The organism is Bordetella tumulicola, assembly GCF_054779135.1.
Genome location: NZ_BAAGYU010000007.1, coordinates 1,251,856 through 1,269,755, shown reverse-complemented (window position 1 = coordinate 1,269,755; position 17,900 = coordinate 1,251,856). Strand labels below are relative to the sequence as shown.

General features: G+C 46.2%; 10 protein-coding genes. 9 read left to right on the top strand and 1 reads right to left on the bottom strand.

Annotation, left to right across the window (positions count from 1 at the left end):
- The first annotated feature begins 3 nt into the window (after positions 1-3).
- The 8 genes from ACYVDM_RS14180 (at position 4) to ACYVDM_RS14145 (ending at position 13,747) form a co-directional block, all read left to right on the top strand.
- Positions 4-660, top strand: coding sequence for an ABC transporter ATP-binding protein (locus tag ACYVDM_RS14180; protein ID WP_415792815.1), 657 nt, complete (start codon positions 4-6; stop codon positions 658-660).
- 16 nt (positions 661-676) lie between these two features.
- Positions 677-1,789 (top strand): ABC transporter permease, encoded by a 1,113-nt coding sequence (locus ACYVDM_RS14175; protein WP_415792817.1) that lies wholly within the window; start codon positions 677-679, stop codon positions 1,787-1,789.
- Positions 1,790-1,895: 106 nt separating this feature from the next.
- Positions 1,896-2,894: a polysaccharide biosynthesis/export family protein gene (locus ACYVDM_RS14170; protein WP_415792818.1), complete on the top strand. Its 999-nt coding sequence runs from the start codon at positions 1,896-1,898 to the stop codon at positions 2,892-2,894.
- 456 nt (positions 2,895-3,350) lie between these two features.
- Positions 3,351-4,517: a nucleotide sugar dehydrogenase gene (locus ACYVDM_RS14165; protein WP_415792819.1), complete on the top strand. Its 1,167-nt coding sequence runs from the start codon at positions 3,351-3,353 to the stop codon at positions 4,515-4,517.
- A 497-nt stretch (positions 4,518-5,014) separates the two neighbouring features.
- A complete protein-coding gene (locus tag ACYVDM_RS14160; protein ID WP_415792820.1) occupies positions 5,015-6,046 on the top strand; it encodes a hypothetical protein in 1,032 nt (343 codons plus the stop codon).
- Entirely contained in the window at positions 6,047-11,599 is a 5,553-nt protein-coding gene (locus tag ACYVDM_RS14155) for a glycosyltransferase family 2 protein (RefSeq protein WP_415792821.1), read from the top strand.
- The gene (locus tag ACYVDM_RS14150) at positions 11,600-12,382 is read left to right on the top strand and encodes a glycosyltransferase family A protein (protein WP_415792822.1); all 783 of its coding nucleotides are present in this window, start codon (positions 11,600-11,602) and stop codon (positions 12,380-12,382) included.
- A 63-nt stretch (positions 12,383-12,445) separates the two neighbouring features.
- Complete coding sequence (locus ACYVDM_RS14145; RefSeq protein ID WP_415792823.1) at positions 12,446-13,747, top strand: hypothetical protein; 1,302 nt, start codon at positions 12,446-12,448, stop codon at positions 13,745-13,747.
- A gap of 151 nt (positions 13,748-13,898) precedes the next feature.
- On the opposite strand, the gene ACYVDM_RS14140 is transcribed toward ACYVDM_RS14145, so the two are convergent.
- Positions 13,899-15,407 (bottom strand): glycosyltransferase, encoded by a 1,509-nt coding sequence (locus tag ACYVDM_RS14140; RefSeq protein WP_415792824.1) that lies wholly within the window; start codon positions 15,405-15,407, stop codon positions 13,899-13,901.
- Positions 15,408-16,551: 1,144 nt separating this feature from the next.
- On the opposite strand from ACYVDM_RS14140, the gene ACYVDM_RS14135 reads away from it, so the two are divergent.
- On the top strand, positions 16,552-17,589 hold the full coding sequence (locus tag ACYVDM_RS14135) for a polysaccharide pyruvyl transferase family protein (protein ID WP_415792825.1): 1,038 nt from the start codon (positions 16,552-16,554) through the stop codon (positions 17,587-17,589).
- Positions 17,590-17,900 lie beyond the last annotated feature (311 nt).

Below are 17,900 nucleotides of genomic sequence, written 5' to 3'. Positions count from 1 at the left end.
CTGATGTTTACCCTCGATAATATTACGAAATCGTATCTCACGACGAGTGGGCGAAGGTATATTTTCCGAAATCTGTCCATGGTGGTGCCACCGGATAAAAATATTGGACTGATCGGCAAAAACGGTGCGGGAAAATCTACATTAATGCGATTGCTATCGGGGGTAGATACCCCTGATTCAGGCGTGATTCGCACTGATAAAAGCATTTCCTGGCCTGTTGGCCAGTCAGGCGGATTTCAAGGGAGCTTAAGTGCACGAGACAATGTAAAGTTTGTTTGTCGTGTCTATGGCTTCGTCGGCGAGGAAATGACGCGTAGAGTGCGTTATGTTCAGGAGTTTGCAGAGATCGGCTCATGGTTTGATGAGCCTGTCCGTACGTATTCCTCTGGGATGCGTTCGCGTATAGCGTTTGGTCTGAGCATGGCCTTCGACTTTGATTATTATTTGATCGATGAAGTGATGGCCGCCGGAGATAACACTTTTAGAAGAAAATGCGAGGAGGTATTCCGTGAAAAACTGGGAAAATCAAAAATTTTCCTCACGACGCATAATATGAAAGAAGTTGAACGCCTCTGTGATACGGTGCTTCTGGTGGATAACGGGGAGCTAAAGGTTTATGAAGATGTCGCAGAGGGTGTCGCGATGTATCGAACAAAATAATGCGTGGAAATAAATAATGAGCCGGAATAACAAACGACGAAATAAACTTCTTCTGCTATTTATTGTTGTGGTTCCTATGGTCCTTGCAATAATTTACTATGCATTTTTTTCGGTTAATCGCTATGCCAGTACTGCGCAGGTCGTAGTGGTTGATTCAACTGGGGCGTCCAGTTTGACTCAACAAACGGCTGGAGCCGCGATATTAGCCTCTAGCGCCAAGCAGATATCGAGGCAAGAAACTATTTTCTTGTTGTCTTATTTGACTTCGCCGGATTTACTCGCAGTGCTGGAAGATAAGCTCAAATGGCATAAGCATTTCGCGGAGCAGTTATCTGATCCATTCTATTGGATCGCGGACGAGGTATCGCGCGAGGACTTGTTCGAATACTACCAGCGCTTAATAACAGTTCATGTAAATGAGTTGACGGGTCTTTTGACGATCGAAGTACAGGGTTTAACGCCTGAGTTTGCGCATTCAACTCTGACGGAAATGTTAGGGCAGAGTCAGAGATTCATTAATGATTTGTCGCGTCAACTAGCAACCGATCAAGTGAGTTTTGCAGAGGATGAGTTAGTCAAGGCGCGTAGTGACTACGAGGATAAACGGGCTGCATTAATTGATTTTCAAAGCAAGAATAGTATATTGGATGCTGAGGCGGCAGCTAAATCGCAGGCAGGAATCATTGCTACGCTCGAAGCTACATTGGCGACAGAGCAGGCCAATTTAAAAGTATTGCTGGCAACGCTTAATCCCAATTCTCCACAAGTACGCCAACAAAAGAACCGTGTAAACGCAATCGAAAAGCAACTGGGTTTTGAGAAAAAGGCACTAGTTTCGTCATCAGTAGACGGTCATCTCAATGTGGTCGCCGCTGATTTTCGAAAACTGACGGTCGACGCTGAGGTTGCCGAAGAAGCATATAAGCTTAGTGTGTCTGCTTTACAAAACGCAAAAATTGAGGCGAATAAAAACATACATAGTTTGATCACAGTGGTTCAACCGAATATGCCGGAAGATTACACTTATCCACAAAAAATTTATAATTTATTTACATTTCTGATTATTCTTATATTTATCTACGGTATTACTCGATTCATAATTGCCAGCATTGAGGATCATCGTGACTAGTCATGTCTTTTCTTTCAGATATCCCTCTCGGCTTTCTGTCGCGCTGGCGGTATTAGTAATGCTTTCTGGTTGTGCCGGGGGAATCCTATCGGGTGCCGGGCCACGTATGACGACCATTGTCTCGACTGATCCGGAAGATCAGACAATTCAATATGACTTGATTGAGCTTGGGCCCGAGACCATAGCCCCTTACGCTCGACCTATTGATGTGCCAGTTGCCACGACGGTATCCCCGACGAAAGCCTTTGAGATTCGTTTGGTACCCGGTGACGTGCTGCAGATCATCATCGCGGATATCGGTGAGGAAAATGCCATGTTTGCGCCGTTGGCAACGGGGGGCACAAAGTTCGAGGCCCGTGTTGATTCCGCAGGAAAAATTTCGTTGCCCTACGCCGGGCGATTTTCGGTAGCCGGGAAGACGCCGGATGGGGTAGGAAGCGAAATTCAGCGCCGATTGCGAGACGTGGCGACCGACCCGCAGGTGATGGTCAGCCTGCTTGGTGATGTGTCCGGTTCGGTGTTGGTTGCGGGGGCCGTAAAGGCGCCTGGCAGATTTTCTGCTCTTCAAGGGCCGTTGACATTGCTGGATGCCATTAATTTGGCAGGTGGCCCAGTGTTAGAACCTCATCTTGTTGACGTGACCGTGCGAAATGGTAAAGAGGCACAAGTCTACTCTTACCAAAGTCTATTGAATGGACTGAATCGACCGGTTTCCCCGCGTTCGGAAATTGTCGTTTCCAGGTCGAAGAAGCGTTTCGTCGCTATGGGAGCTGTGGGCCAACCGGGTTTGCACGACCTTCCGTCCGATCAGTCCAGTTTGTTAGAGGTGCTTGGGACGGCGGGATGGCTGGATGAGTCCAAGGCTGATCCTCATGGAGTTTTTGTATTCCGCCTATCGCGTATGCCAGGTGCGGCAGAGGCTACCCCGGAGGTTTTCGCCCTCAATATGCGTGACCCTGCAGCTGTATTCTTGGCAAAACAGTTTCTAGTACAGCCCGAAGATGCTATCTATGTAACAAATGCCGCTGTCTATGAATGGCAGAAGATCATCACGCCTATCGTCCAGGCCATAGCGGCTGGAAGAACGTTGCAAAATGGGTTCTAACCTGCTCGGTAGGCTTGAATATAGGACTGTCATTTTCATGTATGTCTAATAGGGTATCGTGATGTCGTACCTTTGTTCATACGGAGCTCCTTAAACTATAGGTCAATAGCCTATTGACGTTCTTTTGAGCTAGACAGTTGCTATATCACATTATTAGCACAAAGCGATGATTTTGGGGCACTGCAATCAGATTGCTTCAGTGCGAAATTAATCGTGTGAAATTTGATATGGGTAGTGATTTTTGATGCTATTCGGTATTTTAATCAAGACACCGGGTGTTGCAGGTTGGGTTCACTTTACAGTAATCCGTAACAGTCCGGATTTTCGATGAGCATTGAATGTCCTATCAGAATTGATGGTTGGTTGACAATTTTTAAGTAATTTGTGCTTGGCAAGACACTTCGATAATGTAGCGACGAATTGTTAGGCCTGGTTTCGAGCGATTGAGGGTATTTAATGAAAATTGCTATTGCAGGTACAGGTTATGTTGGGTTATCCAACGGCATATTGCTCGCTCAGAACCACGAGGTTGTAGCACTGGATATTATCCCAGAAAAAGTTGAAATGCTTGAACGCAAAGAGTCTCCGATCGTAGATTCGGAAATTGAGTTTTATCTGAAAAATAAGCCACTTAATTTTCGGGCTACTCTTGACAAGCATGAAGCGTATGTTGATTCTGATTATGTAATTATTGCTACACCTACGGATTATGATCCTGAAACGGATTATTTTAATACCAACTCTATTGAGGTGGTGATTCGTGATGTTATGGCCATCAATCCGCAATCGATTATGGTCATAAAATCAACGGTGCCAGTTGGCTATACGCAGAGAATAAGTCAAGAATTGGGTTGTGAGAACTTATTTTTTTCACCAGAGTTTTTGCGTGAAGGAAAAGCGCTTTATGATAATTTACATCCGTCTCGAATCGTGATTGGTGAAATATCGGATCGAGCTAGAGTGTTCGCAGAATTACTGTGTCAGGGCGCTGTGAGACAGGACGTTCCTGTGCTTTACACGGATTCTACCGAAGCGGAAGCAATTAAATTATTTGCGAATACTTACTTGGCTATGCGAGTCTCATTTTTTAATGAGTTAGATACCTACGCAGCTATTCATGGCTTAGATACTAAGCAAATTATCGACGGAGTGTGTTTAGATCCTCGTATCGCTAGTGGGTACAACAATCCTTCCTTTGGTTATGGTGGTTATTGTTTGCCAAAGGATACAAAGCAGCTTCTTGCTAACTATAGATTGGTGCCGCAAAATTTAATTCAAGCTATTGTTGCATCTAACACCACACGCAAGGATTTTATCGCTGAAGATATTTTGCAGCGGAACCCAACTGTGGTTGGCATTCATCGACTTATCATGAAGAGTGGGTCCGACAATTTCCGATCGTCTAGCATTCAAGGCGTGATGAAACGTCTTAAAGCCAAGGGTGTAGAGATCATTGTTTATGAACCTACGATCGATAGTAGTGAATTTTATCGCTCTCGCGTGATAAAGGATCTGGAGGAATTTAAGAGAATGTCTGATGTGATTATAAGTAATCGCATGACTGATGCACTCGAAAATGTGGCTGATAAAGTTTATACCAGGGATATTTTTGGTAGTGACTAAATAGATTTGTAGTTTTAAAAGGCTTCAGTGTAACTTTATACAATGATATAAGGTTAATTCAGGCAGGATTTTTAAAGGCAGGCGACGGATATTTTTTCAGATATTAGCGCATGATTGATGGGGTCTCTGTAAGTACCGAGTTATAAATACTGTTTTAAGGTATTTTTGATCAACGTAATCCGTTTTAGTTATGGATTATTTGAATATGTACTAGTATCTAGAGCCTTATTGTAAAGGGGAATTTCGTGAGAAAACTCTGTAGCGTAGAAGCCGAGCCCCTATTTTGAAAACATAAAAATATTTTTTTATAATATTTCGTCGTAATGAAATGTATTGTTTTTTTGTTTATCATAAAACCAGCGCAGTAATTTTGTAGTATTTTTTAAAAATATTCTAGGTTTTCGATTTAGATATATAAGCGGCCTCATGCGTGATGGCTACGATGAATTTCGGATGTAAATTTCGAATGTTCATCAAATGAACGAGGTATTCGGCGAATGGGCACTTCACATGGTCGTAGGGAGCGAAATTCTGATCACTCCAATGACTCTTCAAACGATAAGGCGCTTCGAGCGCGTGCGGAGGGTAATCGGGTACAGCCTGAGGCATACATTTCGCCCCTAGGGGAATCTCTGGACTCTGGAAATAGTCAAGTTGAACGATTGCAGAGACAACTTCAGGAGATGGCGTGTCAGCAACAGGATTTCACCGCTAAACTCGATGAGCGCAATCGTGAGATTGCTGATTTAATTGTAATGCTTGAGGCCAGAGATGCCGCTGTAGGGCGCTTGCTTAAACAAGAAGAGTTCGCGGAGAATTTAGCCTCTACAACCGAGCATGAAGATGCAGTATATGCGGAGCGTCCAGCAGATAAATCTAGTGCTCTGTCTCACAGTGAAGCAGAGCATGATACGCTGGGAATATACGAACAGACTATTATCGAACTTTCAAAAGAGACTGAAAGTTTGAATGCTGAAATAGCGTTTGTGCGCAACGAACTTTTAGCCGCACGTAAACAGATCGTCCAAATTGAACGCGAGAGAAATAAAGCTAAGCAGGAGCTACAAGCTCATTTTACTGAAACGGCAAATTTAACCTCCCAACTCGAGGATGCGTCGCAAGAGATTCAGCTTCTTCGGCAAGAATGGTCGAGCGCAAAAAGCGAGGTAACAGCTGCGAGCGTTACAGGAACAACTGTTAAACCTTCGACGAAGAAGTTGTTTCGATCATTGAAGTCTTGGGTGAACGGTAACGACGGTGGAAGAAAAGTGAAGAAAGCTTTGACGGCTGAGATAGAAATAGTGCAGGGTTCAGAGTATTTTAATGCGACTTGGTATCTTGAAACCTATCCCGACGTTGCGAAAAGTGGTATGGAACCAGCCATGCATTATGTGAAATTTGGTGCAATGGAAGGACGTGACCCCGGCCCCAGGTTCTCAACAATGGGGTATATCCGCGAGTATCCTGCCGTGTTAGATCAAAAGATGAATCCCTTAGTTCACTATATGACGTTTGGGAAAGTTAAGTAATTGTCTTCTATTAATGTTGCTAGAGAAAAATGGGTTTCTGTAAGAATTCAAGGGATTGCAATGGCGCATCTGATGATCAATGAGAATCATATTAAAGCTATAGAAAATTCAGGTTTATTTGATAAGGAGTGGTACCTTAATGAGTATCCTGATGTCGCTCTATCGGGCTTGGACCCGATAGTTCATTACTATAAATATGGTGCGTCGTTGGGAAGAAATCCTGGACCGGAATTCGATAGTAAATTTTATCTTGCCAGTAATCCTGACGTCCAATCAGCTGGTGTAAATCCATTGTTACATTACACGCAATTCGGGCAGAAGGAAAATCGAGAGATTAAACCATCTAGTGCATTGACTAATTCTGTTTCCATGTTTAATGACTCTACCGGTGTTTACACTGATTTCGATCTTTCACGGGAGGCTGAATTCCTGCAAGAAATAGCAAGTCGTTTCAGTGCTTTAGCCACATCTTCACTTCCATTGGTATCTGTTGTGATGCCAACATGGAATCGAGGGGATCGTATTCAGAAGGCGATTGAGTCGGTACTGGAACAGAACTATCCGAAATTTGAGATTCTAGTTTGTGATGATGGTAGTCGTGACGATACCGCTCGTATCGTGGCTGCAATGGCAAAGAAAGACCCCCGTATTCGCTATTTTCTTTTGAGCCATCAGGGTGTGTCGGCGGCTCGCAACCATGGATTGTCGAATGCAGAAGGGGGCTTGATAGCTTACTTGGATAGCGACAATACATGGCGCCCATCCTTTCTTTCGACAATGGTCACCTATATGATGACCGAGAAATTGGATTGTGCTTATTCTGGAATGCGGATTTCCGGTCTCAAATATCGCGGACAGTCTTTTGACCGAGAAGCTCTGTTATCGAGAAACTATATAGATTTAAATACTTTTGTGCATCGACGCTCATTGGCTATTAATCGGGGCGGCTTTGATGAATCTCTGCGCCGAATGGTGGACTGGGATTTAATTTTTCGTTATACCAAAGATTCGGTAACCGAATATGCTGCATTCGTGGGCGTCGAATATGATGATAGATGGGGCCGTGATCGCATTACATCGACTGAAAGCGGGGCTTGGGAGCATGTGGTTCGCAGCAAGCTGCTAATTGATTGGAATGAGATTAAACAAGGGCTTCAGGCTCGTAGAAAAGCTAGGCTCTCGATTGTTATTTCCGTTGGTGAGCAAAGTAGCGCAGGTGAACTGGCGCAAGCTATCGAAAATTGGCGCGCGGAAATTGGCGCGAAGGTCCGCGATCTGGAATTCGTGTTAGTGTCATCGGCGAATGAGTTACAGACACGTACTTTATTGGAGGCTCGTACTCCGGATAATATTTTGCTTGTAGATGTGCCGGCTCGAGCTAATCTCGCTTTCCGATTTAATCGGGGCGTTGCTACCAGTTCCGGTAGCGTCATCGTCTTGACACAACCGAACGTTATTCCCTCTGCAGAATGGGGTGACAGCATTGGCCAGATGTTGGATCACAAATTAGATGCTAGTGTTTTGTACGCGCAATATGTCAAAGATGATTGTGGCGAGGCGAGTGTGCGTCAAGGCAGCGTTCTTAGAGACGTTCACCATTCTATTGAAGAGACTCATGACAGATATTGCTTATTGGCAAGTACTGCTGAAGATTATGTCTTCGCACAAGGACTAGAAGCGGGTTGCGCAGATAACTTAGTATTTTCCGAGTTGATTGAACGTGGTAAGGAGCTTGGATGGGAAGCTATTTGGCTGGATGGATTCAGTCAGGCTGTGGTTGACACAGAACACATCGTTGCGCGGGCCTTGGCGGAGCAAAATCAAGAACATAGTCTGCCAAATTTTGTTGATCCTTTTGATGAGAGAGTAAGGCGTCAGCTTCGTGCTTTGGCTGAGGGTAAGGCCGAAGATTTGGTTGCATTTCAGGCACCTGGTTTGACAGGTGCTTGGCATTTCACTACTCCGTATACCGTCAGTGGTTGGTGCATGGATTTAAGTAATCCAGGCGCGCCAGTATCGGTTACGTTAACGTCAGATGGACATCCAATCGCGACGATAGTAGCCAACCAAAAGACCATCGCAAGGGAAACGGGTTTATCGCTGGTTGTGCCAATTGGTTTTCGATTTGACCTTTCTGAAATTGAGGGTATGAAAGGAGAGCAACGGTTAAATGTCCTGCCGACAAATGGCGGTCTTTTGCTCCCTGGTCAAGCCCGAACTGTGCAGCTTCCGGAGTCGGGGGCTAACCCAGAATTATTAGTCACCATTGACGAGAAAGCGAATAGCGGGGATTTAGCCTCCGCCTATTTATTAGCTCGAAGAGCCGTTTTTGACGGTGTATATGGAGTAGCCGAGCGTTTCTTGGTACTTGATTTTGCGCTGAGACAGGACTGGCATTGCTATCCCGATTTTTTAGCAAGCGTGACAGGAATCGTACGGCCACAGTTAGCAGGTACGGTTCAGCACCTTTATGAAATTAACGTATTGGGTACGGCATACACGAATAGTGTGGCACCACCTATATCTGGCTTACCTAAAAAATATATAGAGTTGTTATCCGACTATCCTAGAAATCGCAGTTCGAAATTGGAAGAACAGATAGAACAAGCAGCGTTGTGGCATACGTTAGACGCGATTCCTCGCAATCTTAGCATTGAGCGAGATTATGCTGCCATAGAGATAGTATTGGCATACCCAGAACAAAAAGAGCCATCCGTTGTTGCGTCTCAGTGGCAATCGCTCTCGGAACTTGGCTGCCGTATCGTACGTCTAGAAGACAAGTCGAACGGATATCACACTGCTCGATGGCAGTTACGCATGAGCGAGCCACGGTATATCGGCGTCGGCTCCATTGGATATTTGGCTGGCCTACTCGATTCCGGTGCGCAGGTACGACACTCAGTGTCCGTTTTGGACGTACACGATAGCTTTGCGAGCATGGATTTAATTGCTCGTGCAACGGACACTGTCGTGTCAACACAAGCGTTAGAACGTGTGCACCATATTACGACGATTTCTGATTCATCAGCCGTTCGAATCGAATGTCGAGGGTATAAAATTGCTGATGAAACTCCTTGGCAGAAGGCTCGCAATAGTTGCTTGGTATTTCATGACCTCCCCCACGATGCGTCACTACAACCTTTGCCAAGAGGTGCTGTTACGGTCAGCATGCGGCAATCGTCGGATGCCTCTTCCGTAGATCTAGCATCTGGCGGTACGGGCTATCCGTTGTTGCAAATAGCTAAGTATTTAGAGGCTCATCAAGTTCCTGATGAAACGGTTGTTTTTGTGCTGTTAGAGGCGTTCAAATATCCGACAGGGTACGTAGAAGATTTTGTTCGAAAATCTGTCGCGAACGGTAATCGCTCTGTTGTTTTGGTGCCAGTGGCATATCAACGCACGGAGGCAGAATTTCGAGTAAGTCTTGCAAGTGGTGGTGATGTTTCCTATCTCGGCATGCTCCCATTGGGCGGTTATACGGTTCACGATATTAAGGAAAGTTTGAATCAGTTTTCGAACTACGCTTCCTATGTGGTCGCAGCTACTCGATTGCCTTTCATAGTTGAAGGGAGCGCTGACGCTGAGCATGCTTCTAATAATGCATTGAAAGCCAACCGCCTGTTAGGCGGAAGCTACGCTAACTCCGCTGAGCACAATAAGGGCTTCGTCAGCGATGTGCGCGCGCATTGGTATGGAGCAGCCGAGACTTTCGATCAGGTTCGTATCGGAGGGTCTTGGGAAGGATTGGCTGAACTGGACCGCGTCGCAGCAGCTCAACCGGGGACGCCGCTGAAATTGGATAAGTTCCCTACGGAACTGCTGCGAAAAGCTGCAACGACAGGGCAAGAGTTAGTCGCGCAAACTTATTTGAGGCGCTACATGGAGGATCCTGAAACGCCCAAGCGTATGAGCGAGGAGGATTTGTCTGGTGTTGTAGATATGTGCAAATTTCTTGGATGTCAGGAAGATTTTGCGCGCGTATTTTCACACAATGCTCCAGCCCTGATCAAGCGGTTCCCCAACCATATCATCCCCATTTTCGAGATGTTTGCAATCAGTCTGCCGCCAGGTGATTTGAATGCAATTGTGTTGGCAATCGCTCCAATGATTCTACAAGCCTCTGCTAAGCGGATTGTCTTTAGGCTAGTGGACATGTGCCGGAAGTATTGTTCGGCTCGTACGCTTTTCTTGTTAATTGGAATGATTGAACAGTCTTCTCATAAGGAGCTTTTGACTTCCTCCAACTTATCCAGAGAGATCGGCGAGGCTTTATTTTCTGCACAGTTAGATCCGGACGAATTTAAGTACGTTCCAAACATACAGTTTTATTTATCACATGCACCTCTTTTACCGCGTATTGTTGATGCGGTAATTCGTCATCAACGTGACGACTTTGTGCAATTGATAAAGATCTATTTTGCTGAGCAACATGAACCTCAAGCGCTGTTGCGGACATTGAGAATTTACTCCAGTGAGATTAGTCAATTGGGACTGAGTTCCGGAGAAATTCCATACCCTGCCAAGATTGCGCGCATGGATTTGTTAGGTTTGGCAATTCTATTTGGCGATACCGATATTGTGCGTAAGTATGTGCCTGTTCAACAGGACACGGAGTCCAGTATCATCGATGACGTCGGTATTGTGGCTGCAAGTTATGATCGTAATAACCATTTGATTCAGGCCGCATTCGAACGTTGGGGTGACGTGCATGATGTGGCGACTATGCCTTTTATTGGTGAGTCTATTCACAGTTTGTTCGAGGGCTTTGCCAATCAGGCACCTCTTCCTCCTGTGTCAGGAGAATCGGGTCGAGTGAGCGCAATAGTTACCGTTTACAACCCCGATCTGGACTTGATGAGGTTGGCAGTTGTTTCTTTGTTGAAACAGACTTACGACGACGTTGAGGTCATAGTCGTGGATGATGGCAGCGACCTTGTCGATTCGAAAGCCATCGAAGACATTGCATTGTTAGACTCCCGAATCAAATTCATTCGTATGGTAAAAAATTCCGGTCCTTATGTGTGTCGTAATCGGGCACTGGAGATCGCTACAGGTGAATTTATTGCAATTCAAGATGGGGATGATTATGCTCATCCGCAGCGCTTTGAAAAGCAAGTTGCAGCTTTTTTGCAGGATCCATTGCTCAGATTGTGCACTGCGTCGCACGTCCGCGTGGACAGTATGGCAAGGTTTCAATTCGAACACAGTCTTGAACTACGTGGTGACGGTACTATGACATCGATGTTCCGGCGTGATGTGTTCAACGCATTGGGTGGTTTTGCGCAAGTTCGCTCGCGCGGCGATGTAGAGTTTCGTGAGCGGCTAAAAGCATCTTATGGCAAACATACATATACTCATATCGATTATCCCTTACTTTATTGTTTTGCAACTGCCGCCAGTTTGTCGAATCGTACTGCGCGCAATAACTTGGCGTTCCTTTCTCTATTCAGAGACGCTTTTGGTAAACGTATGAGAGTGCCAGTGATTAATGATCGACAGCTTTGTGCTACAACCCCTGTTGTGGTTCCTTACCCTTTGCGCCCGGAATGCTAAATGGAAAAAGTGATCATTAGTCTGGCTGCGATTAGCAGTCGTATGGCAAATTTGCATTTGACTTTAGTGTCTTTGTTAGAACAGGATTTTACCGATTTCGAGATACGAGTTCACGTATCACCGGATGCGTTCTTACTGGATGAGGGAGTCGTTGACATTCCTGTTGAGTGTCAAAAATTGCTTGAGCGCACTGATAAAATCAAATGGCTATATACACGAAATATTGGATCGTATCGCAAGCTATTACCTGTGTTGGCTGACCCATTGGTTAATAATGCGTTGATCGTTACTGCTGATGATGATACCGTTTATCCGGCAGATTGGCTGTCGACGTTAGTCTATTATTATCGACGCTATCATTGCATTATAAGTTACCGAGGTCATAACATGAGGCGAGACGCTAATGGATTTGTGCCATACCGTCGCTGGATGAAAGCTAAGATCGGCAAAAATCCTAGCCTCTTTTTATTGCCAACCGGAAAGGATGGTGTTCTTTATCACACGTCGTTCTTTGATAGAGATGTATTGAATGTTCACCAAGCGATGCGTTTAGCTCGTACGGCAGACGATCTATGGTTTAAATGGCATACAGCGATTAATGATATACCAGTTTATATGGTGCATACGGACTATTCAGCTAATACATTGGTTGCCACAGACGACAATGGCCCGTCACTTTATTTAATGTTTAATGAAAAAGGTGGCAACGACAAGGCTATACATTCGTTAGAGTCTTATCTCGATTCAAGGGGGCAGGCTCGATTAGCTTCACTTCAAGAGTGATGCTGCTGACTATAAACTTAAAAGGTTTTTGATAATATGCATTGCGTCCCGACCAGAGTGCTATTGGCCTTCTTTCTTGTATTTGTGGCGGGTGGTGCTGCAGCAAAAGATGAACCCGCGCGCTCGAATAAGGCTACACATGCTAGGGCGTCAGCTGATTATAATCAATCAGCTGTGGCTCGCAGTAAGGCATGCGGCCCAGTAAACTCAAAAACGATGGTTTATGAGGTGAAGGACTACTGGCACGGTTTGACGCAGTGCATGAGACAATTACGTGATGTATGGAATCATGGGGGACCAGATACGCTACGCACAATTAGCGGTAAGAAAGTTCGAATTCAAGATCTCGTGCGCAACCAAATTGTTTCTGAGCTTCAGAAACCTTATGTACGCTTTTATTCGAATAAAGATAAAGGAAATGCTAAGGGGTTGACGTATGCAGAGGTTGTAGATGCTGAGTTTAAAATAAAGCCTGGTATTGAACGTGTAGCGCTGACCAATTCAATTGGGGTTCCATACAATGGTATGGGACAGTCTGGAATGGCTTATTTTCTCAGTCAGTTTGCGAGATTGTCGAAGAAGGCTGGTGGAGAAATTGGCATGAGAGATGCCGCTTTTTATAGATCCATCGCTATGCTTTCTGTCAATACTTTGCTGACAGACACTACTGAAGGTGGCCTCGCCACTTCAGTCAAATGTGATAAATCTCCGGAATTGCAGTGCACTTGGTTTCATTCAGTGACACGACGAGATCTTCCTTCCATAGCGGGTGGCACGCTAAATCAGAATTTACACGTTGTACGTGATTTGGGTTTAATCGCGGACTCCATGAATGATACGTCTACTGAAAAAAAGCGGATTAATAATGCCGTTCGCGCAGGAGTTAATCAACTCGTATTCTCTAACGGCCACGTTGGTGCGAATACCTCTCCAAATTTTGCAGATTTCCTGAGCGCTCCAGTAGGTATTGGCAAAGTGCACTGGCTTTACTACGGAGTAAGGGTCGATAACGATAAGAAGGGCGGGTATTTTTTAAATAGTAAAGGTAAAGATTGCGGCTATCAGATGCATGTATTGGATTTGCTTAGTAGCATACTAGCAAGAGCTGAGAAGCTAAATGAGTTGCCTGACGAATTTAAAAGTTGCTCGGCTTCCGCCGCTTCAGCATATCAAACTATACTTGCTGTAGATGCAACACCTAATGTACAAAAGAACTGGTCCGCGAACGACGGACGGGATTATCAATGTAATGATGTTACCCGTAAGGCGACACGAAAAAGTAAATTTCTGAATAAATTATACGGCTCCTGCGCTTGGAATGAGAGTCTAGATAAAGAGCTGACTAAATCGCCTAGTGGCCCGTAAAATTAAAAGTAGTAAGCGCTGCTCCATTTCTATTCGGAGAAGTGCTTACGATTCTCATGACACATTGCCGTTCGTCTTCGTGCTAAAAAAAAGAAAAGACATTCCGATACCATCGATGCTCCATTGGTACATAGAGATATCGGCTCTCACTCTACTTGTCGCCAGCATCAGCTGTGTCGGCTTTGTCGTCTGCCGTCTCTAATGCGCTCATAATATTTTTATAGAGCCGAACAGCGTACGCACCGTCTAAGCGCGCCTGTTCGATCGTGAATTTATTGACGTCTTTCTTGGTATTATTGAGAATCAAATCGGCAGACACAGTTGATCGGGTGACATTGCTAGCTAATGTCGCTATCGCAAACTCAACCGCTAAGTGCTGATTAGAAAGCGCAGCTGAATCCGATTTAGTTTCATTGATTACCATTGCCATATCCTCTGATATCAATCGGAAGAGCAATGGTGGAAGATGTTGGGGTGCAATGCGGTCTCGACTCGCCTGTCTTTGGTCTTGTAATGAAATCGGCGTCTCGTTTGGGAAAATATCAACGAACGGCGCGTGTATAGCGGTTATAGATGAGTGGCCCTCATTACCTCCTGTCAATCCCAGCAATTCGTCATAAATTTCACCGAGTATCTTACTTATCAGTTCTGGACGAATAGCAAGCGCTTTCTTAATGCAGTCCTGAGCTATCCGCATCCGCGTCTCTGCGGACATATCCACGAGCGTCAGGACCGCACGGCGAAGATCCTTTGTTGAGCGTGGGTTAAATAGCAAAATATATGACGATTCAGGAAATAGCTCCCGCATTGCCGAAGTATCAGGCGCCACGATGGGCACTCCCAACGTTAACGCCAGGATGGCTACACCGGAGGTAAGCACTTTGTGATACGGTAATATCAACCCCGCGTGAGATCTTAGAAGCTCGGCAACTTCCGCAACAGGCACGTTATCAAGACTATATTTGATATCCGAACGACTTTGCGTTTGAGCTAGCAGATCATTTAAAAAGCTATCTGCCCGTACGGGTTTGCCGCAAATATGCAAGGTTAATTGATGAGCCACCATAAATTCTTCAGGTAGCTTCTGTACTAAGTCGGGGATACCTTTATAAGCGCGCACCAAGCCAAAATGCAAAAGCATGCGCGGATGCTTCGGTGGCCGTCCGGCGAGTGCGATAGTTTGATCCGCCGGCTCGTAGACGTCAAAATATGCGGGATGTGGCAAAACTCTGACTGTGGATAAACTGGTAAGCCCAGTTTGAGCTTGCAATGTCGATAGCGCCGTCTGGTTATGTACCAGAATACGATGAGACAACGCTGCGAGTTCTTTGCGTAGAGATACAAGCGTCTGGACGAATCGCCATTCATGGGGCTTGACGTTGTGCAACGTCCAGATTACCTTTCCTCCCAAAGCAACATAGTGCTTTAACTTCCTCACATACTCTTGCCGTACACGAACTGCTCGTGCAGTCGTCGTGCACCGTGCAAAAAGAGACTCCTCCCAGTGAATATGATACAGCGAGTGCTTATGGAGCCGTTGCAGAGTAATTGCCTGACTTAGAGATCCCGAAGCGAGCTGATATCTAGATTCGATCGCAGTGTAAAGTAATTTTTGATAAGGATTGCTGTAGACTTGTGAGTTAAAGACTTTAATCGCCATGACGAGCTGCTCCGGCCTGGGGTTACTCCACTTCCTCTCAGTGAACTGAAAATTGGCATACTGCGCGGCAATGCGCTCGCCAGACGTGGCGGTGCGTACACAACACCCTTTGGTTCGTTTACTAAGTTATTCATTACTCGGCGCAAATTTCCCGGCAAGTATAAAATTCGCCTTCTGGTTGATAAAACGAACCATCGACCTGAAGCACTGGGCTTGCTCTGTCCTTCCGGACAGGTTGTTTAATCTAACAAGCCACCGTCTCAAACTGCATGGAGTTTACGTAGCTCAGCGTTGAATGCTGGCATCGTGCATTGTAAAACCTTTCTATATAGTCGAGTACCGCGGCCCAGTGTCGGCTATCAACAGTCAGATCATGTCGGCTTGCGTTGAGCAGTCCCGATGTGACGTGAGGAAAAGTCCATCATTACTGTGACGTAGGGCTTGCCTTCGACGGTTCAGACAGAAGTGAAGTCGTCTACCGACGTCCGATTGAGTGCTTTAACCGTAATAAAGCCTCTGCCCGGTAATTCGCGGCGACTGTGCGTGCTGAACGGGATCCGTATCCGGCGGATGACGGCGGCGCTTGTTCAGCGCCACAAGTTTGGTTCCGATTCAATTGTGCCTCGCGATGTCTATCATAATGTTCCCACCATTTGCGCAGATCGCGCCATGCGGGGGGCTGCCATACGTCCTATCGCTGGTGTCAGTGGTCGTTCAATAATCCTCAACGGGGGAATTGGGTGATTCTTGACAAATTTCTCGACTTCTTACTGTTGGATGCGCTTGAGCGATTTGCTAGGCGTCGTCTCCCAACTACTCTCGCGGATCTGTCCAACCTAGCGCCTATGGCGCTAGGAACCAGACAAGATTCCGTGCGACGTGCGATACGTTGTTGTTGGGCTGTTCAGCCGACCGAAATGTTTCGTGCTTGAGCCCGTACATGAAATGCCTTCCGCCTCGCGCTATCGCTTCTCTCTCGATGCATGATCATGCTGTCTGGCCCGTCTGGAAAGGGAGGCAAGCCCAGCAATTAATAGGTAATATTAGGTGATGCTAGCCCAGAATTAATAGGTAAATTATAGGTAGTTAAATTCACAATTATCTATGCTAACATCAGCCAACATTAAACTTCTTGTGGTTAACAATGGCTCTCAAAGGTAGAAAAAAAGCTGTCGTGGTCGGCCCCTACCGGGTTCACAATTTCGGTGATGACTTGGTCGGTGCGATTCTAGCGAAGCACTTACAGCGGGAGGGATACAATGTCTCGGTGCCGCGACTTGGTAAGAGCAACGCTGAATGGCTGGGGACTAGCTTCACCGAGACATACGATGGGTTGCTTAAGAGCGCAGATCTTATTGTTGTGGGCGGTGGCGGAATTATGTCTGACACCTCTGGTTCGAAACCTGGCGCGTCATATCTGGATATTGTTGCTCGCGCGGCCATTGCTGGCGAGCTGACAGGCAAGAAGGTTGTTGTCACCAGCGTTGGTGCTGGCCCCTGGATTCTTGAACGCTCCAAAATGCTCGCTTTTGGAGTGTCATTGATTGCACAAAAAATCGGCGTCCGAGACCAGCAGTCCTTGGATCACCTTGCGAGCATCGGTGTGAGTGGTGAGAAGGTCGTGCTAGGAGCGGATTGTGCGCTGCTTAGTTCTGATTACCTGGACTTCGCGGCCAAACCTAGCGGCAAGATCGGCCTCCAGTTTGATATAGCGCAGTTTAAGGACGTACAAGAGAATCCCGATCTTGAGTTGATTGCTGAGGCCGTGAGGACTTACGCAAACACTCATGCGTCGAATGTTGTTTTGGTGGCGAATGGTTGGCGTCAGCCTACGCTCGCTGCCCACGCTCCGTCCAGCGAGACTCTTACGTACCAACACTTGCAAGAGTTTCTTCCCCGTCTTGCTGGACTGAAAGCGCTTTTTACTTCTCATCTGCACTTGGCTATTACGTCGTATTCGCAGCGTATTCCGACGTTCTCTCTTTATGTGCGTGAGAAGACAAAACGGTTCTATGACCAAATTGGCCATCCGGAACGCGCTATTGATCTTCGTACTGCTAAGCTTGAGGACTTCAAGCGGTTCATTGCAGCTACCGAGGCTGCGGTCTGGACTGATGAGGATGAGGCCACGCTGCAGAGACTACAGGGACAAGCCAGATCATTGCTCGCGTTCGTGGATTAGCCCGAGCCATTGTTTCGAGAACGTTGTCGATCGTTGCTTCGTTCATCGAAACGAATAGCTGTTGCCTACTTTTTGGGGCAACGGTGAGGAGCAGCAGAACGAGGTAACTGGGTGAACTCGTTTTGCGACCAAGTTTCTGTTTTGGTGTCGCGTTGGGCGTGAGTGGCGGGGCGATAGGCCGCCATTCCAACATCATTCTCAGCGGATGAGTTTGGCGTTGCTACCATAGCGAATGTTTTTCGGGGTACGTTGTTGTTACTCGAAAATCTGATGCAGGGCGCGCGGGTCACATGCTCGGCGGGGAAGGGAAG